General features: G+C 59.8%; 19 protein-coding genes. 5 read left to right on the top strand and 14 right to left on the bottom strand.

The genetic code is table 11. The features are described 5' to 3' along the window. Positions 1–22: 22 nt before the first annotated feature. The 9 genes from arnT to PSH69_RS15395 all read right to left on the bottom strand — a co-directional run bounded on the left by arnT (position 23) and on the right by PSH69_RS15395 (position 10,638). A complete protein-coding gene (gene arnT / locus PSH69_RS15435) occupies positions 23–1,744 on the bottom strand; it encodes a lipid IV(A) 4-amino-4-deoxy-L-arabinosyltransferase (protein ID WP_305408951.1) in 1,722 nt (573 codons plus the stop codon). Between the two features lie 187 nt (positions 1,745–1,931). Further along, the gene (locus PSH69_RS15430) at positions 1,932–2,612 is read right to left on the bottom strand and encodes a histidine phosphatase family protein (protein WP_305408950.1); all 681 of its coding nucleotides are present in this window, start codon (positions 2,610–2,612) and stop codon (positions 1,932–1,934) included. Between the two features lie 286 nt (positions 2,613–2,898). After that, positions 2,899–3,453, bottom strand: coding sequence for a membrane integrity-associated transporter subunit PqiC (locus PSH69_RS15425; protein WP_305408949.1), 555 nt, complete (start codon positions 3,451–3,453; stop codon positions 2,899–2,901). 16 nt (positions 3,454–3,469) lie between these two features. Then, positions 3,470–5,125 carry an intermembrane transport protein PqiB gene (locus tag PSH69_RS15420; RefSeq protein WP_305408948.1) on the bottom strand — a complete coding sequence of 552 codons (1,656 nt, stop codon included), beginning with the start codon at positions 5,123–5,125 and terminating at the stop codon, positions 3,470–3,472. Further along, positions 5,106–5,774 carry a paraquat-inducible protein A gene (locus tag PSH69_RS15415; RefSeq protein WP_305408947.1) on the bottom strand — a complete coding sequence of 223 codons (669 nt, stop codon included), beginning with the start codon at positions 5,772–5,774 and terminating at the stop codon, positions 5,106–5,108. Before PSH69_RS15415 ends, PSH69_RS15420 begins: the two co-directional genes overlap by 20 nt. Continuing rightward, positions 5,771–6,367 carry a paraquat-inducible protein A gene (locus PSH69_RS15410; RefSeq protein ID WP_305408946.1) on the bottom strand — a complete coding sequence of 199 codons (597 nt, stop codon included), beginning with the start codon at positions 6,365–6,367 and terminating at the stop codon, positions 5,771–5,773. Before PSH69_RS15410 ends, PSH69_RS15415 begins: the two co-directional genes overlap by 4 nt. 300 nt (positions 6,368–6,667) lie before the next feature. After that, positions 6,668–7,969: an FAD-binding oxidoreductase gene (locus PSH69_RS15405; RefSeq protein ID WP_305408945.1), complete on the bottom strand. Its 1,302-nt coding sequence runs from the start codon at positions 7,967–7,969 to the stop codon at positions 6,668–6,670. After that, positions 7,966–9,054, bottom strand: coding sequence for a polyamine ABC transporter substrate-binding protein (locus PSH69_RS15400; protein ID WP_305408944.1), 1,089 nt, complete (start codon positions 9,052–9,054; stop codon positions 7,966–7,968). Before PSH69_RS15400 ends, PSH69_RS15405 begins: the two co-directional genes overlap by 4 nt. 225 nt (positions 9,055–9,279) lie before the next feature. Beyond that, positions 9,280–10,638, bottom strand: a complete 1,359-nt coding sequence (locus PSH69_RS15395) for a glutamine synthetase family protein (RefSeq protein WP_305408943.1) — start codon at positions 10,636–10,638, stop codon at positions 9,280–9,282. Between the two features lie 162 nt (positions 10,639–10,800). Between PSH69_RS15395 and PSH69_RS15390 the strand changes: the two genes are divergently transcribed. Together PSH69_RS15390 and PSH69_RS15385 are read left to right on the top strand one after the other, a co-directional pair. Beyond that, complete coding sequence (locus PSH69_RS15390) at positions 10,801–11,727, top strand: helix-turn-helix domain-containing protein (protein ID WP_305408942.1); 927 nt, start codon at positions 10,801–10,803, stop codon at positions 11,725–11,727. Continuing rightward, entirely contained in the window at positions 11,724–12,176 is a 453-nt protein-coding gene (locus PSH69_RS15385) for a YMGG-like glycine zipper-containing protein (protein ID WP_105346200.1), read from the top strand. Before PSH69_RS15390 ends, PSH69_RS15385 begins: the two co-directional genes overlap by 4 nt. On the opposite strand, the gene PSH69_RS15380 is transcribed toward PSH69_RS15385, so the two are convergent. Genes PSH69_RS15380 through PSH69_RS15370 form a run of 3 tightly spaced genes read right to left on the bottom strand, consistent with a single transcriptional unit; the run spans position 12,161 to position 15,852 of the window. Continuing rightward, entirely contained in the window at positions 12,161–13,192 is a 1,032-nt protein-coding gene (locus PSH69_RS15380) for a DUF2955 domain-containing protein (RefSeq protein WP_305408941.1), read from the bottom strand. The two genes, PSH69_RS15385 and PSH69_RS15380, sit on opposite strands and share 16 nt — an antisense overlap. Beyond that, positions 13,182–14,321: an HlyD family secretion protein gene (locus PSH69_RS15375; RefSeq protein WP_305408940.1), complete on the bottom strand. Its 1,140-nt coding sequence runs from the start codon at positions 14,319–14,321 to the stop codon at positions 13,182–13,184. Before PSH69_RS15375 ends, PSH69_RS15380 begins: the two co-directional genes overlap by 11 nt. Beyond that, a complete protein-coding gene (locus PSH69_RS15370) occupies positions 14,314–15,852 on the bottom strand; it encodes an efflux transporter outer membrane subunit (RefSeq protein ID WP_305408939.1) in 1,539 nt (512 codons plus the stop codon). Before PSH69_RS15370 ends, PSH69_RS15375 begins: the two co-directional genes overlap by 8 nt. A gap of 206 nt (positions 15,853–16,058) precedes the next feature. Between PSH69_RS15370 and PSH69_RS15365 the strand changes: the two genes are divergently transcribed. After that, positions 16,059–16,580: a transporter suffix domain-containing protein gene (locus tag PSH69_RS15365; protein ID WP_305408938.1), complete on the top strand. Its 522-nt coding sequence runs from the start codon at positions 16,059–16,061 to the stop codon at positions 16,578–16,580. A 6-nt stretch (positions 16,581–16,586) separates the two neighbouring features. Here the strand turns inward: PSH69_RS15365 and PSH69_RS15360 are convergent, their stop codons facing one another. Beyond that, a complete protein-coding gene (locus PSH69_RS15360; RefSeq protein ID WP_028940608.1) occupies positions 16,587–17,219 on the bottom strand; it encodes a response regulator transcription factor in 633 nt (210 codons plus the stop codon). A 33-nt stretch (positions 17,220–17,252) separates the two neighbouring features. After that, positions 17,253–18,614 carry a cache domain-containing protein gene (locus tag PSH69_RS15355; protein WP_018925860.1) on the bottom strand — a complete coding sequence of 454 codons (1,362 nt, stop codon included), beginning with the start codon at positions 18,612–18,614 and terminating at the stop codon, positions 17,253–17,255. Positions 18,615–18,856: 242 nt separating this feature from the next. On the opposite strand from PSH69_RS15355, the gene PSH69_RS15350 reads away from it, so the two are divergent. Then, a complete protein-coding gene (locus tag PSH69_RS15350) occupies positions 18,857–20,914 on the top strand; it encodes a carbon starvation CstA family protein (RefSeq protein WP_305408937.1) in 2,058 nt (685 codons plus the stop codon). 14 nt (positions 20,915–20,928) lie between these two features. Then, positions 20,929–21,126, top strand: coding sequence for a YbdD/YjiX family protein (locus PSH69_RS15345; protein WP_007938220.1), 198 nt, complete (start codon positions 20,929–20,931; stop codon positions 21,124–21,126). Positions 21,127–21,445 lie beyond the last annotated feature (319 nt).

The following is a 21,445-nucleotide window of genomic DNA, read 5'->3' as shown; positions in this document are numbered from 1 at the left end:
GTTTCCTGTAGAACGGACGGCGTCAGGGTTGGCTCTGCGGGAATATCAGAATCTCCAGTTGGCCGCGCTGATAGCGCTTGCCATCGATGGGCAACATCTCGACTTCCTGCATTTCCACGACACTGTTAACCCGCATCACCACACCGACCGCGCCTTTTTTGCGGGCCTCGGTCATCCATTGCCCGACGTTGTCCATGGTGACTTTACGTGAAGCCATGGCGGGATCATCGAGGCCATATTTCAGCTCGCCGATGGTGTTGTAAAGATCGACCTGTGGCCGCTTCAGTCGCCACGACAAAGCTGACGCCGCACCCAGATCGTTGCTGAGCAACGATGTCGTCTGACTCAAGGCATCCAGATGTTCGGCGATAAACTGATCAGGCATTTGGCTATTGACGATCTGTGCCGGCATCGCTGCCGGCAACAACGCTACCAGCAGCCAGATGCCGAGTGCAGGCATGGCCCAGAACATCAATGGACGCAGCACCTGCAAGGCGTTGGTGATGATCCAGCCGAGCAACACGATGAACGCCAGGGACAGGGGGAACATCTCGGTGTTTTCGTAGACTTCTTTGGTGGCTTGCAAATAAAGCAGGGCGATCAGGGCGCTGGTGGCGATGACGACGTTGATCACGCCGTTGATGCGAATGATCCGGCCTCGCCCCTGATTCAACAGCTCCATCACTGTGTGTCCCATCAGCAACGCCAAGGGCAACAGGCACGGCATGATGTAGGTCGGCAGTTTGCCGCTACTCGAGCTGAAGAACGCCAGCGGCAACAGCATCCAGAGCAACAGAAAACCGATCACGGGCTGGCGCTTTTGCTGCCAGGCCTGAACGAGCGTCGTCGGCAACAAGGCGGCCCACGGCAGGCTCGAAGCGAGCAGCAGCGGCAGATAGAACCACCACGGGCGAGCATGTTGCGCGTTATCGGCAGCGAAACGGCGAATGTGTTCGTGCCAGAAGAAGAACCGCCAGAAATCCGGTTCCTGATGGTGAATGGCGAGCACCCACGGCAGGCAGACCACCGCCGCCACGATCACCGCCAGTGGTCCGTAGCGCAACAGCTCGCCCAGGCGTCGCTGCCAAATCATGTAGGGCAGGGCGATCAACACCGGCAATAACCAGGCGAGAAAGCCCTTGGTCATGAAGCCCATGCCACAGGCAAAACCCAACAGCGCCCAAGCGCCGAGTTTGCCGCGGGAAGAATGGCTATCGATGGCAAACCACAACGCGACCAGGCTCAAGTTGACCCAGAGCGTGAATTGCGGATCGAGGTTGGCGTAACCGGCTTGCCCGGCGATCAGGCCGAAGCTCATGTAGAGCAAGGCGCAGATAAAGCTCTTGCCCGGATCATTCCAGAATCGGCGAGCAATCAGGTAAGTCAGCCAGACGCTCAGCCCGGTGCTCAGCGCCGAAGCGATACGCACACCAAACAGGTTGTCGCCAAACACCGCTTGACCGATGGCGATCATCCAGTAACCGGCGATGGGTTTCTCGAAGTAGCGGATACCCATGAAGTGCGGGGACACCCAGTTACCGCTCAGCAGCATTTCCTGACTGATCTGGCCATAACGGGTTTCATCGGGAATCCATAGACCGTGGGTGACTAGCGGCAGCAGGTAGAAAACCACGTACGCCAGCAGCAAGCCGGGCACGATCCAGCGTTCGGTGGTGGGCCGCGCACGCGCGGTGCCACGCAATAAAGAGCCGTCGGGGTGGGGCAACAAGTTATTGGACGTCATGACTCGACCTTGGCGCAGAAGGATGTTGTTCCGCTAGGTACACGCGTGCACTAGCGAAACTTCTTACATAAAGCAACACAATAGCGATGTGAACTACGGAAGTTGCGTCAGCCATCTAAGGGTTACGGACTAGTTATAGTCCGCCCGAGCAAAAACGCTTTCTCGGCATCGACTTTTTTTGCCGCGATTATTGTTTCAAGGCTTTGCCGTGCAACAGCGTCTGCCAGTCAGTGGCATTCACAATGCCGAGCACTTGAGGTTGCCCGTCGGCGGCAATTTGCACGAACAAGGCACTGCCATACTTACTGGTCGTCGCGTGCTCGAAACCGGTCTGGGCTTCGAAGTCGCTGATGCAACCGCTGTGCGTGACCAGCACCAGATTTCGACGGGCTTGCTTGTGCGCCACCACATCGTTACGCAGGGTTTCGCCGCAACTGACCAGCCATTCCTGGGTCACCGCGTCTTTACCGAACATGTAGCGCGAGGTTTGCGCCGTGCGGGTGGCTGGGCTGCTCAGCACATCGGTCTGGCTCATGCCCAGCTGCATAAAGCCTTGGCCCACGGCTGTGGCGGCGTCGCTGCCGACTCGGGTAATGCCGTCGGCGGGGCCAAGGCACGGATTGCTGGACTGGTCGCAGCGTTCCGCATGGCGAACCAGTACCACCACTTCACCGGCTTGCCAGCGATCGACCAGGCTGTTGGTCGCTTCGGACCCCGCGGTCACCAGGTTGATCGGAGATCTGGGCCACCAGACAAACCCCGTAACGAGCGCCGCGATAACCAGAGCGGCCGTTGCCGCGATTAGTTTGCCGAGCCGCGATGTAACGATTCGGGCCGCTGGCTGTTTGCGCGATACATGATCAACCATGTTTTGTTTACCCGTCGGTACGCAATAGAGAATAACTTTCAAATACAACCCGGCGTAACAGCGCTTGAAGGGCCATGGAAAGACACTAGTTCAAGGCAGGTGTCGGAGTGGTGAAAGGGATGTGAAAAATTTGCGTAGAAAAATTTCAGTACTTTTTAGTTGGTTGTTGCAACGCTTGTCTTGAATACCACGTACAGTGACCCATCAGAATTGGCGAGTGGCACTCAGCAGCCTTCAGCCCAACGGCAGTTGTTTCACCATTGAACTGGAAGGCGCCTGACGACCGTTATTTAGTTGCCGGGCAGCTTCTCGATGTGCCGGCGGTAGCCTGACTTATGGTGGCGGCCAAGCGCTTCACATTGTTCTGATGAGCCACCACCAACTCATCGATACTCGTGCCGGAAGGCGTCTGCAAGGTGCTGCGGCAGGTGACCAGTGCAGCATCGCCTTCGCCGAGTTTGCGCAGGCGCCATTTGACGTCGATCAATGCGTACTGGCCGGGTATCGAATCAAAACGCTGAACTTCCAGGCGCAACGACACTTTGCGCTGCGGGTTACTGTTGACCAGTTGATCGACCAGGGCACTGCGCAGTTCTTCTGACAGGCTTGCGCCCCACCATTGTGTTTCGAGGATTGCCAGGCCGGCGTTGCCTTGACGAATGACGATCTGCGGACGGTCGACCTGGGGCGGCACGGTGATGCTTTCGATCTGGATGTCCGCGCCGCCGCTTGCACCGCTCGGTTGAGCCGGGGTCAGGGTGTGGAATTGAATCGGATCACTGCGGCAAGCGGCGAGTAGCAACAACGCAGTGACCAGCGTGATCTTCAGCGAAAATGCCATGGGGTAGCTCCTGTGGTCAGTTGCGTGGTGGCCCTTGCAGATCCATCGGCGGGGCATTGTCGGGGCGGCCGCGAATCAGAGATTCCGGATGCCGTCCCATGTAGTCCGAGAGTTCACGCAACGAGCGCGACATGCGTCCAAGCTCGTCCAGGGTCTGGCTCAGTTGTTCCCGTTGCGGCGAATCTTCGGCGAGGGTCGAACTGGCCGATTGCAAGGTCTTGCTGACGTCCGACAGGGTGGTTTGCACGCCGGGCAGGGTCTTGGCGTTGAATTGTGCGAGGCCTTTGCGCAGTTCGACGAGGTTGCTGTCGAGGTTGCCGGCTATGCGTTCGATGGGCAGCTGGTTGATCTTGTTGACCATGTTCTCGAGTTTTTCCTGCAACTGCTCAAGGCTCCCGGGAATGGTGGGAATGACGACGGGACGGGCGGTCGGATCGAACGCAACTTTCTCTGCTTTGGGGTAGAAGTCGAGCGCGATGTACAGCTGGCCGGTCAACAGATTGCCGTTACGGGCCTGGGCTCGCAGGCCGTTTTCGATGAAGGAGCCGATCAGGCGCACGCTGGCGGCTTCATCGTTGGGGTCATGCTTCAAGGCTTCGAGCAATTTGAGATGAGCCTTACCGAGGCGTTGCGGGTAGATCACGATGCCGACATTGACCGGGAAGCTGCGGTTCTTCACGTCGAAATCCAGATTGACCGCCACCACCCGGCCGATCTCTATGCCGAGGAACTCTACCGGTGCATCGACCTTGAGCCCGCGCAATGCCTGATCGAATCGCAAGCTCAGGTATTGCGCCTTGCCGTTGGGCGGGGCGAGGGCGGTATGCTCATCCTCGAACAGGTCGAAGGCATTATCCTCGGCCGCCACTTGGTCGTTGGGGCTGTATTCCGGCGCGCGAAACGCGATGCCGCCCACCAACAGGGCCGACAGGGATTCGGTCTTCACCGCAAAACCGTTGGCGCCGACATTCACATCAATACCGCTGGCGTTCCAAAACCGGGTATTTTCGGTGACATAGGCATCGTTGGGTGCATGCACGAAGATTTCGATGTTCACCCCTTTGCCGTCGGCATCCAGTTCATACGCCACCACTTGCCCGACGGGGATCTTGCGGTAGTAGACGGGGGAGCCGATGTCCAGCGAGCCGAGGTCCTGAGTGTGCAACATGAAGCGTTTGCCCGGTTCGCCATAGGTAATGGGCGGCGGGTTTTCCAGCCCGGTGAAGTGTTTGGAGCGGGCATCGGCCTGGCCGATGTCGGCACCAATGTAGTCGCCCGACAGCAAGGTATCGATGCCCGAAACGCCACCAGCACCGATGCGCGGCCGCACAACCCAGAATTGCGAGTCTGCACGAGTAAAGCTTTCAGCCTGTTTGTCGAGCTGGATCGTGGCGTCGACGCGTTTTTGGTCGCCGCTCAGTTTCACCTCCGAGACGCGGCCGATGACCACATTGCGGTATTTGACCTCGGTCTTGTTGGCCACCAGGCCGCTACCGGTCTTGAACGTGACGGTAATGGTCGGGCCTTCCTGCAGCCAGCTGTGCACCACCAGGGAAATCCCCACCAGCACCGCAACGATCGGCACTATCCATACCAGTGAGACACTGAAGCGACGGGTCTTGATCGCGGCCTGGCCAGGGGCGTGCGGACCGTCAGTGGCTTGGGACTTCATCCATGCGCTCCTCATCTTGTGGGTTTTCCGGCGCTTGATCCCGTTCTTTATCCCAGATCAGTCGCGGGTCGAAACTCATCGCCGACAGCATGGTGAACACCACCACCAGACCAAAGAACAGAATGCCCGGGCGCGGTTCGATATCGCCCAAAGCCTGGAATTTCACCAATGCCGCCACCAGCGCAACGACAATGACGTCGAGCATCGACCAGTAGCCGATCAGCTCGACGAAACGGTAAAGCCTCGAACGTTCCTTGCGCGCCCAGAAGCTGCCGCGTTGCACCGTGATCAGCAGCAGGGAGAGAGCAACGAACTTGATGCCCGGCACCGCGATGCTGGCAATGAAAATGATCAGCGCAATGTCCCATGCACCGTGTGCCCAGAACTCCAGCACACCGCTCATGATGGTGCTGTCGGAGCCGTTGCCGAACAGGCTGGTGTTCATGACCGGCAGCAGATTGGCCGGGATATAAAACACCAGTGAGGCCAGCAGGTAGGCCCATGTCCGGGTCAGAGAGTCAGGTTTGCGGGCATGCAACGGCGCGCCGCAGCGTTCGCATTCGTGAGGTTGATCGGTCATGTCGCAGGCCATGCCACAACTGTGGCACAGGCACAGGTTGAGTTCGCTGGCGAGCGGTGGCCTGTTCATAGGGTGTCCCACAAATCACGTACATCGCGCCCGGCGATGCGGATCAGCAACAGGCTGAGGACCGCCAGGGCAAACATGCCGATACCCGGCAGCACATCCAGCAGCCCGGCGAGTTTGAACACCGCGACCATCGCCCCAAGCAAGCAGACTTCCAGCATGCTCCAGGGTCTGAGGGTTTCCAGCCAGCGCATGCATAGCTTGAAGCCTGGGGAGCGTCGGGAGGTAAGGGCGAAGCTCAATACCCAGATCAACAGGAGCAGCTGGAACATCGGCGCGATGATGATGGAAATCGCCGCCACCAACGCGATGAAAGTGATCGGCCCCTGGCTCAGCGCCACCACCGAATCCCAAAGTGTCGCGCTGTTCTTCATGCCCTTGAGGCTGATGCTCATGACCGGATAGAAATTGGCGAAAGTCCACAGCACTGCCGCCGTGAAACTCAGCGCCAGGCGTTGTTGCACCGACAAACCGTTGTAACGCGCAAGCACGCCGCCGCAACGGACGCACAGGGCCTTTTGATGTTTGGCGAGCGTGACTTTTTCATACACGCAGTCGCAGTGCTCGCAGATGATCAATGGGGCAGTCGTCGCCATGGGCCGCACTCGCCGGGAGGCAGAAATGTCAGAGCACTCCCTCAATATAGAAGTGACTTGCGATTGAGCAAATCTAAAGGCTACTCCAGGGATAACCCGAATGCGGCACTAGAGGGCATTTGTAGCAGCTGGCGAAGCCGGCGTTCGGCTGCGAAGCAGTCGTGAATCCGGCTAACGCGGTCTGCCTGATACACCGCAGTTTCCGATTTTACGACTGCTTCGCAGCCGAACGCAGGCTTCGCCAGCTGCTACGGACTGCACTTCGGCTTCAGGGTATGTGCAAAGCCATTACCACGAATCTCAGCCAAGCAATTCGCGCAACCGGTACCAGAACATGCCAAGCGCCAGCAGCGGTGAGCGCAGGGCTCGTCCGCCGGGAAAGGTCGTGTGCGGCACGGCGCTGAACACGTCCAGCCCCTGGCTGTGGCCGGCATGAATCGCTTCGGCCAGCAGCCGGGCGCACCAGTGGGTCACGTTCAGGCCGTGGCCGGAATAACCCTGGGCGTAAAATACGTTCGGGTACTGGCTCAGGCGGCCGGCCTGGGGGAAACGGTTGGCGGTGATGCCGATCTTGCCGCCCCATTGATAGTCGATGCGCACATCCGCCAATTGCGGGAAGACCTTGAGCATTTTCGGCCGCATATAGGCGCCGATGTCCACGGGGTCGCGCCCGGAATAATGGCAGGCGCCGCCAAACAGCAAGCGTCGATCCGCCGAGAGCCGATAGTAGTCGAGGCCGACTTTCTGGTCGCACAGCGCCAGGTTCTGCGGGATCAGTTGAGCGGCCACTTCGGGTGCCAACGGTTCGGTGGCGATGATGTAGCTGCCCGCCGGCAGCACCTTGCCACTTAAACGCGGTTCGAGCTCTTCCAGATGCGCGTTGCACGCCAGCACCAGGCTGCCGGCACGCACCGAGCCGCCGGCGCAGCGAACCTGCACGGAGCTGCCGTGGACCAACTCCAGCACCGGGCTTTGCTCGAAAATCCGTACCCCGAGCAATTGCGCCAGCCGCGCTTCGCCGAGCACCAGATTCAGCGGATGCAAGTGACCCGAGCCCATGTCGATCAGGCCGCCGGCATAAAGGTCCGAGCCCACCACATCCCGACGGATCTGCTCAGGGTCGACGAGTCGGGTTTCATGGGCGTAACCGCGCTCGGTGAGGCTTTGTTGTTCAGCCCTGAGCGCGGCGAATTGCGCCGGGGTATTGGCCAGTTCGCAGAAACCCCAGCGCAGGTCGCAATCGATGCCATGTTCACGGATGCGATTGCCCACCAGTGCCACTGACTCGATACCCGCACGCTCCAGATAACGCACGCCTTCCTCGCCGACATAACGGGCGAACCCGCTGACGTCATGGCCAATGCCACGGATCAACTGCCCGCCATTACGACCGCTGGCGCCCCAGCCGATCCGCCGGCCCTCCAGCAGAATCACCGAGAGCCCGCGCCGTGCCAGTTCGATCGCGGTGTTGACCCCGGTGAACCCGCCACCGATCACGCAGACATCGGCTTCAAGGTCCGAATCCAGCGTAGGGTAGGGCGCCATGCCATTGGCCGACGCGGCGTAATAGGAGCGGGCATGTTGCTTGTCATGCTGATTCATTGGTTGGACTTCACTTTGCTCCAGGAACGGGTCATCAGACGCATGATCGCCTGGGGCGGGGTGGTCGAAATGTAGAGTTTGTCGAGAACGTCCTGGGGTGGGTACACCTCTGGATTATTGACCAGCTCAGCATCCATGTAGGGCTTGGCCGCCGGGTTCGGGTTGGCATAACCCACCGAGGCGCTGACCTTGGCGATCACTTGCGGGTCCAGTAGGTTATTGATGAAGGCGTGGGCCTGTTTCGGGTTGCTGGCGTCGGCAGGAATCGCCAACAAGTCGAACCACAGGTTGCTGCCTTCCTTGGGAATCGAGTAGGCGATGTTCACACCGTTCTTCGCTTCCTTGGCCCGGTTCGCCGCCTGGAACACATCACCCGAGTAACCGAAGGCCACGCAGATGTCACCGTTGGCCAGGTCCGAGACGTATTTGGAGGAGTGGAAATAGGTGATGTAAGGCCGGATGGTCAAGAGTTTGGCTTCGGCTTTTTTGTAGTCCTCGGGATTTTCACTGCGTGGGTCCATGCCCATGTAGTTGAGGACTGCCGGGAAGACTTCATCGGCCGAGTCCATCATCGACACGCCGCACTGGTTGAGTTTTTTCAGATTCTCGGGTTCGAACAGCACGGCCCAGGAATCGATGTGATCGATGCCCAGCACTTGTTTGACTTTGTCGACGTTGTAACCGATGCCGTTGGTGCCCCACAGGTACGGCACTGAATGCGCGTTCTGCGGATCGTTTTTCTCCAGCAGCGTCAGCAGTTTCGGGTCGAGGTTTTTGAAGTTGGGCAGCTGCGAGCGATCCAGTTTGAGGAACGCACCGGCCTTCACCTGGCGCGCGAGAAAGTGGTTGGACGGCACCACCACGTCATACCCGGTGCGGCCGGCAAGCAGTTTGCCCTCCAGGGTTTCGTTGGAATCGAATACGTCGTAGATCACCTTGATCCCGGTTTTCGCCTGGAAGTCGGCGAGGGTGGTCTCGCCGATGTAATCGGTCCAGTTGTAGACGCTGACGCTCGGCTGAGCCTGCGCCCCGGTGCTGAACAATACCGCCAGCGCGACCGGAACCACGGATTTCAATAGACGCATATCGACACCTCTTTGAATTATTCGTCTTTGTGGGATCGGGCTTATGTGGCGAGGGGGCTTGCCCCCGTTCGACTGCGAAGCAGTCGTAAAACCAGTCATCACTTTCTAAATTCAAGATCGTGGTGACCGTTGTTAGGGGTGCTTCGCACCCCAACGGGGGCAAGCCCCCTCGCCACACAAGCCCGCTCCCACAGAGGATTGTGATCTCATGTGGGCGTGTGTTTTTTAGACGCTGAGCAGCAGGAACTCGCGCTCCCAGGAGCTGATCACGCGCTTGAAGTTCTCGTGTTCGGCGCGCTTGACCGCGACATACCCCCGGACGAATTTGCTACCCAGGTAGCGCTTGATGGTTTCGCACTCTTCCATGCGCGTGAGTGCGTCCTCGATGGTGATCGGCAGGCGCAGGTTGCGTCGCTCGTAGGCACGGCCTTGCACCGCGGCGCTCGGCTCGACCTTTTCGACCATGCCCAGGTAGCCGCACAACAGGCTCGCGGCGATCGCCAGGTAAGGGTTGGCGTCGGCACCCGGCAAACGGTTTTCCACGCGCATCGCGTCGGGGCTCGAGGTCGGCACGCGCAGGCCGACGGTGCGGTTTTCTTCTCCCCATTCGACGTTGACCGGTGCGGAGGTGTCGGGCAGGAAGCGGCGGAACGAGTTGACGTTGGGCGCGAACATCGGCAGCACTTTGGGGATGTACTTTTGCAGGCCGCCGATGTGGTGCCGGAACAGCGCGCTCATCTGCCCGTCGGCATCGGCGAAGATCGGCTGGCCGCTGGCGATGTCGACCACGCTTTGATGGATGTGCATGGCGCTGCCAGGTTCGTCACCAATGGGTTTGGCCATGAAAGTCGCAGTCACGTTGTGCTTGAGTGCCGCCTCGCGCAGGGTGCGTTTGAACACGGTGATCTGGTCTGCCAGGTCCAGCGCATCGCCATGACGGAAGTTGATTTCCATCTGTGCCGGGCCGTCTTCGTGGATCAGCGTGTCGAGGTCCAGGCCCTGCAGTTCGCACCAGTCGTAGACGTCTTCAAACAGTGGATCGAACTCGTTGGCGGCGTCGATGGAAAACGACTGACGACCGCTTTCCGCGCGGCCAGAACGCCCCAGCGGTGCCTTGAGTGGCAAGTCCGGGTCTTCGCAGCGCTGGGTCAGGTAAAACTCCATTTCCGGCGCGACAATCGGCTGCCAGCCTTTGTCGGTGTAAAGCTGCAGCACTTTCTTCAGCACGTTGCGCGGCGACAGTTCGATGGGGTTGCCGAACTTGTCGAAGGTGTCGTGGATCACGATGGCGGTGGGTTCGATGGCCCACGGCACCACGTAAACCGCGTCGGCGACAGGTTTGCAGACCATGTCGATGTCGGCCGGGTCGAGCAGGTCGTAGTAGATGTCGTCGTCGACAAAGTCCCCGGTTACCGTTTGCAACAGCACACTTTCCGGCAGGCGCATGCCTCGATCATGCAGGAACTTGTTGGTGGGTGCAATCTTGCCGCGAGCAATGCCGGTCAAGTCGCTGACCACACACTCGACCTCGGTAATCTTGTGATCTTTCAGCCACGTGAACAGCTGATCGAAAGGGACATTCATAAGGACCTCATTGTTGGTTTGAATTACGCCGGGGAAGGCGCCTTGATCCACCGGACACTTCCCCTGTGGCGCGTTGACGACTATCTTGGGCGGGCCGTGGCGTTCCATCTATCCACTTTAAGCAGCACCAAAACGCACCAAACAAGTGCGTAAGGTCATCCCATGACAGCGTGCAATCCGTTACAGGTTCAAGCGTTCAACACCGCCGACGTGGCCGAGCAGATCCGCGCCACTCCGGGTTGGGTGCAGCACTATCAGCAGATGTCACCGGGGCATTTCGCCGGGCGGGTGCGCTATCTGGACTTGCAAGGCGTGGAGATTTACGAAGAGCAGATGAACACCCGGGTCGAGCAGAATTTCAGCGCCCCCGAAGGCTCACTGGCGTTCTGTTTCGATCGCAGCGATAACTCGCTGTACGTGTTGAACGGCGAAAGCCGCAACATCTGGATCACCCCGGAGAACTACCAGGAAATCGCCGTGGTGTTCGGGCCGCAATTCGTTCAACGGCATGGCCTGGACGTGGCGCGGCTCGAAGGCTTGTTTATGTCGCCGCTCAATTGCGGGCAGAACGCGCTGTTCAGCCGCTGGTTGAGCGGCACCTTGACGCGACTGGAACAAACGCTGGATCCGCCGAGCAAAGAGGCATTGACCCAGCAGTTGCTGGAGGACTGTTTGTTCATCCTCGATAACGCCTGTGTGTGTCTGGATCGCGCAGGTATGCAGCGTCGGGCCGAAGAGCGAACGATCATGAAGCGCGTCGCCGAATGGGCCGCCGATACCCCGGAAGAAACCCTAAACTTGCTGGAACTGTCCCAGGTGGCCGGGGTTTCGTTGCGTCAGTTGCAGCACGCGTTCAAGGCGTATACCGGGATGACGCCTTCGCATTGGTTGCGCTTGCGCCGGCTCAACAGTGCGCGCCGTGAGTTGCTCAGCCGAACGGCCAGCGACACGACAGTCGCGCAAGTGGCGATGCACTGGTCGTTCTGGCATTTGGGGCGGTTTTCCAGCAGTTATCGAGCGCTGTTCCAGGAACTTCCCAGCCAGACGCTCGCCCGCCAACACAGTGGACCTGGTCGGAGATCATCATGAGTCGGTTATCGTCTTTCAGTCTGTGTGTCGTAGTGTCGATGGCCTGTACGCAGGTCCAGGCCGAAACGGTTGTGCCGTTGAAAGGGCAGAGTTCGCAACAAACCCAGCTGGACATCAACGATTGCCGCAACGTCGCGGCGAGTCAGAGTTCCTCAACACCACCACCCTCGGGCGGCCGCTTGCGCGGTGCTGCGGTGGGTGCTGCTGCCGGGGCGGTGGGCGCTGAGGTCCGGGGGCGTCAGCATGACGAGTTTTACGAGGGGGTCGACGACGATGTGAAACAGGAATATCGCCAGAACCGGGCCGGGCAAACCGCAGCGGCGGGCGCAGTAGTTGGTGGCGCGCGCCAGCGTCAGGAGCGTCGGGCGCAGCAACAGACCAACGCGTCGACCAGTTCAACCGCCTATACCAGCTGCCTGCAAGGGCGGGGTTATCAGGTAACGCCCTGAGTACCTGGCGTTCTCTGCCGCTGTTCGATCAGGTGAACCATCAAGTCGGCATAGAGCGTGAGGGCGATAAACAACCCCATGCGCACGGCGAAGGCGGTATAGACGTCTTTGCCGGCAAGACTGTCCTGCACCGACTGGCCCAGCAGGATAATCAGCGTGACCAGGCTGTTGAGCCAGAACCCCGGGGTTTGTCGAGTCGGACTCAGGGCATAGAGCTTGCGCGCCAACAGCAAGCCGAACAGCAGCATCCACAGAAAGAACATCCACAAGTGCACGAACAGGCTGAGCGCGCACCAGAACACAATGGCCAACAGCCCGCCCATCAAGGTCGAACCGAGCAGTTCGCGACTGGCGTTGCGCGTCGTTACCGTTGAACTCTGCTGGCCCAGACTGACCGCCTTCAAAATGATCGGCAGATAACTGGCTGGGTCGATCAGCGCCAACAAGAACGCCGGCATCACGATCAGGGTGGCACGCAGCGCTATCCTGGGCACTTCTTGCGCCGGCATAGCGCTGGCGGCAGGTGGCGAGGGTGCATTGGCCGGGTCGGGGAACAGCCAGTGACTGATCGCGACGACGATGACGGCGAGGAGCAAGGCCTTGACCAGGGCACCGATGACCATCATCGCCAGATCGAACTCGGCAACGCCGGCCGAGGAAATCATCGTCAGGCCAATGATCAGAAAGGTCACGATCAAGGTGTTGCCGCCGCGCAGCCCGAAACCAAAGGCCAGGAACAGACTGACACCGATCAGCAGCACACCGCTGAGGGGGTAATAACGCAGGACCGGGATCAGTAACAGCCCGATGCCGGTGGTCAGCATCGCAACCACTGCCAGCATCACGCCGGCCTTGAATGGCAGGGGTTTGTTAAGCGTGGCCAACAGCAACACGCAAAGCACCGGCGCAATAAACGGAATCGGCAGTGCCAGGCCGAAGCTGATGGCCAGGCACAGCGCCGTGCCGACGGCCAGACGCGGCGCCCGTTGGAGTCCGGGCGGGCGATCAGTAGGCATAAGACAACCAACTCATCAGCCAGAAAAACACGCGTCCCAAGGGATTCAGCGGATTGTTCTGCGCAGGAAAGGCCATGACTTCGGCCTGGCCCCCGGCACGAATGGCGCGATTGTCACGCAGCACCTGCATCGCCTCGTCAGAAAATTCGATGATCACCGGGAAGCGTTGGGCCGGACGCAACCAGTCGCGACTGTTTTGCACACTGGGCAAGGTGCCCGGCGCCGGCGTCTGCCCCACGCTGACGCCGTAGCCGACGCTGCGCACCCGTCCCTCGAAGACCTCGCCGGGCAGCGCGTCCAGCACGATCGCCACCGGAGTTCCAGGCTTGACCCGCCCCAGGTTGTTCTCGGTCATGTCCGCACTGATCCACACATCGTGAATGGCAATCAAAGTCATGACCGGCGTGCCGACCGCGGCGAATTGGCCGACGTCGGTGCGCAGGTCAGTTATCAAACCTGCCGAGCGCGCGCGGACTTGGGTGTTGGCCATGTCGAGTTCGGCTTTTGATAACGCCGTGGCGGCGCTGCGTAACAGCGCGTTGTCTTCCTCGCTGCCGCCTTCCTGTTCCCGTGCGCGCTGGACTTCGGCACGGGCCGCGGCAACCTGGCTGACGGCCTGTTCACGGCTGGCCCGAGAGGCTTCAAGCAAGCGCACGGAAATGGTTCCGCGGTCTTGGCGGTACAGGCTTTCGAGGCGTTCGTTATCCTGCCGGGCCTTGAGTTCATTGGCCTGGGCCGCCCGCAACGAGGCTTGCGCGGAGGCGATGCCGGCAGTGCTGGCACCGATCTGCCGGCGGGTAGACTCAAGATCCGCGCGTGCACGGTCGGCGGCTATTTGATAGGGCTGCTGATCGACCTCGAACAGCACATCGCCGACCTTGACGTCCTGGTTGTTGCGCACATTCACGCGGATCACCTGACCGGCCACCTCGGCCGCCACCGGAATCACAAAGGCACCGACCCGGGCCTGTTGCGTATACGGCGTGAAACGGTCAGCCAACAGATACCAGGCCAGACTCAGGACGATCAGCAGCAGCACCCATTTGATGCCTTTTTTTGCCGGATCGGCAGCCGGTTCGGGCGCCTTGGAAGAGGGCGCTTCAGTGGCGGGCGGTGAGGGTTCACTCATCGGCTTTGACCTTGTCTGACGTGGAAGAGAGGGCTGGCGAAGGGGCCGGCTGATTCAGCAGGTCGCCCCAGTCGGTGCGGTGTTCCATTTGTTGGCGCGTGCCTGGGTCGACGGTTGGCAGGGCGCTGTACCAGCCACCGCCGAGGGCTTTGTACAGGGCGATCAGGTTGCTCACGGCATTGCTGCGGCTGATCAGGTAATTGTCCTGTTGTTCGAGCAATGCGCGTTGGGCATCCAGCACCCGCTGGAAGTCCGAGTAGCCTTCGCGGTATTGGCTGTTGGCCAGGCTCAGCGAGCGCTTGGCGGCGACCTGCGCTTCGCTCAGGATGCGCTCGCGTTCCAGTGATTTGCTCAGGCCGCTGGCGGCATCATCGGCTTCGCGTGCAGCCTCGCGGACTTTGTCGCGATAAACCTCGATCAGCTGCTGCAACCGCGCATCCTGCACCCGCACGTTGTTGCTGATCTGACCGTGATCAAACAGGTTCCAGCGCAAACTGGGGCCGCCGATCAGGTCCAGGCTGTTGGAGGTGCCCTTCAGCGTGTCGGTCGACCAGACGATGCTGCCGAGCAAGGTCAGCGATGGATAGAAGTCGGTTTCTGCCACGCCGATCAGTGCCGATTGGGCGGCGACGTTGAGTTCGGCGGCGCGTACGTCCGGTCGACGCAACAGCAGGCTGGCGGGTACGTCTTGCAGCACGGCACGGTCTACCAGCGGAATCAGTCCTTGGTTTTCGAGCAATTGGGGCAGGGCGTTGGGCGGCTGTCCGATCAGTACGGCCAATGCGTTGCGGGTGCGCAGCACTTGCCCTTCAAGCTCGGGAATGCTGCTCAAGGTGCCGAGGTACTGGGTCTTGGCTTGTTGCAAATCGAGCTCGGCGCTCTGGCCGCTGTTGAACAGTTTCTCGGTGATTTCAAAGTTGCGCTTTTGCTGTTCGGCGTTTTCCCGGGCGACGCGTAAACGCGCTTCGGTGGTGCGCAATGAGAAGTAAGTGTCGGCCACTTGAGCACGCAGCAGTACCAGTACGTCTTCATAATTGGCTTGAGCCGCAAAGTAACTGGCATCTGACGACTCGATGGCCCGACTGAAACGTCCCCAGAAGTCCAGCTCCCAACCGACATCAAAGCCCACGCTGTGTTGCCAGAAATGGCTGTCTTGCGGGTTGCTGCCACCGGATTGCCGGCGGTTGAAGTACAGGCTCTCGGCACTGGCCTGTTGCAGTTGCGGATAGCGTCCGCTTTGCGCCATGCCCAGCCTGGCACGGGCTTCCATGACGCGAAGGCCGGCAATCTTCAGGTTGGAATTGTGCGCATCTGCTTCGGCAATCAATCCGTCGAGGACTGGGTCGGCGAACACTTGCCACCACTGGCGCACATCGGGATAGGCGCGTCTTTGGCTGGCCTGTTCAAGCGCAGGGCTGCTCCAGAGTTTTGTCCAGGCCTCGCCCGGGGCCTGGAAATCCGGTCCCAGACGCACGCAGCCGCCAATAGCGAGGGCAACCAGTAGAAGCAGCGGACCCGGGCGCGTCAGCATCGCAGCACTGTAAGTTGGTCACGGGAAAACCTCATCCGAGCGTCCCTAATGTTGAATGCCCTGGCTGTTGGGCGGGCTTGAACCGGTTTTGATTAGGTTAGTACAGCCAAGACAAACACAAAGTCATGTTTGACAAACAGGGCATTGAGCAACTGCTACGCTTTTGAAAGTTATTCATTCGGGTGAATAAGAAGGGTACGAAGACCATGACCAGTCCCCAGGACGAGATTGCCCCCAGCTCCACCGGTTGGCGTTTCAAAGCAGGCATCGGGATTCTCAGTTTGACAGTGCTCGCCTGGCTGTTGGTGCCGCTCGCCGCCGCTGCGGATGTGCCCGGCCCAAAGATCGCGGCACTGACAGGCATTTTGTTTATCAGCAACAAGATTCTGCTGATCCTTGCCATCGCCGTCATGGGCAAGTCCGGTTTCCAGCAGCTCAAGCGCAGCGTGTTTGGCTACGTTTCCACGCTTGCACCGACTGAACTGGAAGTAGGCCCGGCTCGCCATCGAGTTGGCCTGGTGATGTTTTGCCTGCCACTGATTTCATCATTTCTCGAACCTTACGTGGACACGCTGTGGCCGGGGCTGAGACCGAACCTCTGGCAGGTCCAGGCGCTGGGCGATGCCATGTTGGTCGGCAGCTTTTTCGTACTGGGGGGAAATTTCTGGGACAAGGTGCGTGCTTTGTTTATCCGCACGGCGCGTGTTGTCAACGTGAGTGCGGTGTGAGTGCTTCTAACGAGAGATGATCCCGTGATCGATCGCGTATTTTACGAGGGCGGCGGGTTTGTCGATGTTGAGTTTGCGGCGGATGCTCAGGCGATGGGTTTCCACTGTGCGGACGCTGATGTCCAGCTCGCGAGCCATTTCCTTGTTGTTCAACCCCTGAGCCATTTTGTACAGCACCTGGCTCTCGCGTGGTGTCAGTTCGTTGTCGGTACTTTTATCGGCGATGAGCCGTTGGGCGATTTCGGCACTGTAGAACGTCCCACCACTGACAATGGCTTCGATGGCCGCAATGATTTCCCGTGAAGGCGCGTTCTTCAGCACATAGCCGCTGGCCCCCGAGCGAACCGATTCACTGACGTATTCGTAGTTGTCGTACATGCTCAGCACCAGCACCTTGAGCGACGGGTACTGGCTGCGCAACAGCCGGGTCAGCTCGAGCCCGTTGATATCCTTCAGGCTGATGTCGACCAGCAACAGATCCGGCTGACAGCGCCCGACCATCGCAATGGCATCGGCGCCATTCTCGGCTTCGCCCACCACTTCCAGCGGCGCCATGACCGCCAGCAGTGATTTGATTCCATCGCGGACCAGGGAGTGATCGTCGACCAGGGCGACGCGGATCGGGTAGGGCAGGTTCATCGCAGGCATTCACTCTAATTGTTATGGGTTGAGTCAGCGTTCTGTACCGGGTGGCTTCATCGGCAGCAGCACGTCCAGCTCACTTCTTCCCGGCATCGAGGTCAGGTCGAATCGACCGCCAAAATGCTCGACTCGCTCGCGGATATTACGCAGGCCAATGCCGGCCTGGCGACGTTCGACCTGGGCGACATTGAAACCTATGCCGTCATCGATCACCGTCAACCGTACGGACTTTTCGCAGCCGTGCAGGGTAATGATGACGTGTTTTGCCTGGGCGTGGCGTTCGATGTTGGTCAGGCCTTCTTGCACAATGCGAAACAGCGAGGCGGCGGCGCCGTCGGCCAGGTGACAGTCGAATTCGTTATCGTTGAAGGTTACAACAAGACCGCTGCGTTGCTCGAACTCGGCGGCGAGTTGACCGATTGCCGCCGGCAGGCCGAGGGTGTCGAGCAATGATGAACGCAGGTCGTGGGAGAGGCTGCGAACCTCACCGATCGCTTCCCCCAGGCGCTCGGTGGCGTCTCTTAAAATGCTCAAGCCTTTGTCTTGGCCATTCTCCAACACATGGCTGGCCAGTTCGAACTGAAACTTGATAGAGACCAGCAACTGGCTGATACCGTCGTGCAGCTCTCGGGAAACCCGCGAACGCTCTTCCTCCTGCAGGCTGACGATACGTTGGGTCAGGCGCTGCAGCTTTTTGTCGGCCAGGCGATGTTCGCTGACGTTCAGCGTCATGCCGCTGGCGAACACAAACAGCACCGCTACAAGCGCCACCGCGGCAATCGCCAGCATGGTTGTGCGGATGCCCTGAGCCACCTCGGCACGCGCTTGTTGGGTGGCGCGTTCAACGTCTTCAAGGTAGATGCCGGTGCCGAGCATCCAGCCCCAACGATCGAGCATCACTACGTAGGCGAGCTTGTCGGTCACTTGGCCGGAAGAGGGTTTGTTCCAGGCGTAACGTTGAAAGCCTTCGCCGGATGCCGCGCTTTTGAGCAACGCCTGGATTACCGGCAGGCCGTGAGGGTCTTTCATGTCCCACAGGTATTGGCCCACCAGCTCCGACTGGCGTGCGTGCATCAGGCTGCGGCCCTCGCGGTCGTAGACGAAGAAGTAGCCATTGATGCCAAAACTGAGCTTGCGCAGTTCTTCCAGCACTTGTTGCTGTGCGTGTTCGTCACCACGGCCGTTGTCGTACAGCGGCGCGATCAGGCTTTGTGCCATTTCAACGTAGTTTTTCAGCTCTGCGCGCTTGCTGGCCAGAATGCTGTCTTCGATCAGTTGCGCCTGTTGATCGCCCAGTTGGCGGTTCAGGGAAATCACCAGCGCGCAGATGACCGCGATCGCCAACACCAGCGGCAGAATGCCGAGCGCGACGATTTTGTGTTTGAGCTGCATCTCTACTCCTGGCCAGACCGAGGGAGGGCGAAGGCCCGGCATCATATGCCAAAGATACGCGCCTCCAGTAGCAGTGCTGGACAGAATGACAAACCGTCTACGTAGAACTACGTAGACGCCACGTACGTAGTAACGCGGATTTATTTGTCGACAGCATGGGTGGATATTGGGCCCGCTCCGCAAAGCGGACACAATTATAATAATTACCGCCGCAGTCACTGGCTGTCGGCAGGAGACACGCTATGCCCCGTCTGGCTAAACACCTCGCCTGGTTTGCCGTGGCTGTCTTGGGAGCGTTTGCGCTAAGTGTCGTGGCCCTGCGCCGCGGCGAAGCCATCAACGCCCTCTGGATCGTAGTCGCAGCCGTCGCTATCTATCTTGTCGCATACCGCTACTACAGCCTGTTCATCGCCACCAAGGTGATGCAACTCGACCCCAATCGAGCCACTCCCGCCGTACTCAACAACGATGGTCTGGACTATGTGCCGACCAATAAACACGTACTCTTTGGTCACCACTTCGCAGCCATTGCCGGCGCGGGGCCGCTGGTCGGTCCGGTGTTGGCGGCGCAGATGGGCTACCTGCCCGGTACGCTGTGGCTGATTGCCGGCGTGGTGCTAGCCGGTGCGGTTCAGGACTTCATGGTCCTGTTCATGTCCACCCGCCGCAACGGCCGTTCCCTGGGCGACATGGTCCGCGAAGAAATGGGCCGCATCCCCGGCACCATCGCGCTGTTCGGCTGCTTCCTGATCATGATCATCATCCTCGCGGTGCTGGCGCTGATCGTGGTCAAGGCCCTGGCCGAAAGCCCGTGGGGCATTTTCACGGTGATGGCGACCATCCCGATCGCGATGTTCATGGGCATCTACATGCGCTACATCCGTCCGGGCCGCATCGGTGAAATCTCGGTGATCGGCGTGGCGTTGCTGCTGGGGTCGATCTGGCTGGGCGGGCAGATCGCCGCTGACCCGGTCTGGGCCAAGGCCTTTACCTTCACCGGACTGCAGATTACCTGGATGCTGATCGGCTATGGCTTCGTGGCGGCGGTGTTACCGGTGTGGCTGATTCTGGCGCCGCGTGATTACCTGTCCACGTTCCTGAAGATCGGCACCATCGTTGCGCTGGCGATCGGCATTCTGATCACCATGCCTGAGCTGAAAATGCCGGCATTGACCCAGTTCATCGACGGCACCGGGCCGGTGTGGAAGGGTGGGCTGTTCCCGTTCCTGTTCATCACCATCGCTTGTGGCGCGGTGTCCGGTTTCCACGCACTGATTGCTTCCGGCACCACGCCGAAGCTGCTCGCCAGCGAAGGCCATGCCCGTTACATCGGTTACGGCGGCATGCTGATGGAATCCTTCGTGGCGATCATGGCGATGGTGGCCGCTTCGGTGATCGAGCCGGGCGTGTACTTCGCCATGAACAGCCCGGCAGCTCTGGTCGGCGCCGATGCTGTTTCGGTTGCGCAGACAGTCAGCAGCTGGGGCTTTGCCATCACGCCGGAAGCGTTGCAAGCGGTGGCCAAGGACATCGGTGAAACCACCGTCCTGGCCCGTGCCGGCGGTGCGCCGACCCTCGCGGTCGGTATCGCGCAGATCCTGCACCACGTGCTGCCGGGTGAAAACACCATGGCGTTCTGGTACCACTTCGCGATCCTGTTTGAAGCGCTGTTCATCCTCACTGCGGTCGATGCCGGTACCCGTGCCGGACGTTTCATGCTGCAGGACTTGCTTGGTTCCTTTGTGCCGGCGCTGAAACGCACCGAATCCTGGACCGCCAACCTGATCGCCACGGCCGGTTGCGTGGCGATGTGGGGTTACCTGCTGTACCAAGGCGTGATCGACCCGTTGGGCGGGATCAACACCTTGTGGCCACTGTTCGGTATCTCCAACCAGATGCTGGCCGGTATCGCGCTGATGTTGGCAACCGTTGTGCTGATCAAAATGAAACGCCAACGCTATGTGTGGGTGACCATGCTGCCAGCGGTATGGCTGCTGATCTGCACCACCACTGCAGGCTTCATCAAGCTGTTCGACGCCAACCCGGCGATCGGTTTCCTCGCGCTGGCGAAGAAATACAGCGATGCCCTGGCCAACGGTCAGGTGCTGGCGCCGGCCAAGAGCATCGAGCAGATGCAGCACGTGATTTACAACGCCTACACCAACGCAACGCTGACGGTGTTGTTCCTGCTCGTGGTGTTCAGCATCCTGTTCTTTGCGCTCAAAGTCGGCATTGCCGCCTGGGGCACCAAAGAGCGTACGGATAAAGAAGCGCCATTCCAGGCGCTGCCAGATGCTTGATCGAGGAGGGCAGCATGTTCAATGACCTGAGTCGCCTCGGTAAATACCTCGGTCAGGCCGCGCGCCTGATGGTCGGCATGCCCGACTACGACAACTACGTCGAGCATATGCAAACCGAACACCCGGACAAGCCGGTGATGAGCTATGAGATGTTCTTTCGCGAACGTCAGGAGGCTCGTTACGGCGGTAAGGCAGGGCCGAAGTGTTGCTGACCTGACAGCCAGGTTGATCCAAGCCCTGTGGGAGATTCTATGTTGCAGGACAACCCTGCAACGGTCGATTCGGTTGGTATTCGCTCTGGTTTTTCATCAGGGCGAACGCCCCCATGATCGCTGATCATGTTCTAGACTCACCGGGGTCCTGATGGAGTTAAACGTCAAGAGCAGAAGGGCCGTCCACGCGATCTGGATAAAACGAATGAGCGGTCTGCAAGAGAAGGCAGGCGGTTATCGCGAACCGGATTATCCGCTGCGGCGAATTCCCGAAAAATTCTGACGGATTGCCGAGCGAGTCTCCGCCAAGGGCTGCGTT

Source organism: Pseudomonas sp. FP1740 (assembly GCF_030687165.1).
Taxonomy (GTDB): Bacteria; Pseudomonadota; Gammaproteobacteria; order Pseudomonadales; family Pseudomonadaceae; genus Aquipseudomonas.
The sequence above is the reverse complement of the archived record's forward strand: the minus strand, read 5'-3'. Positions and strand labels throughout refer to the sequence as shown.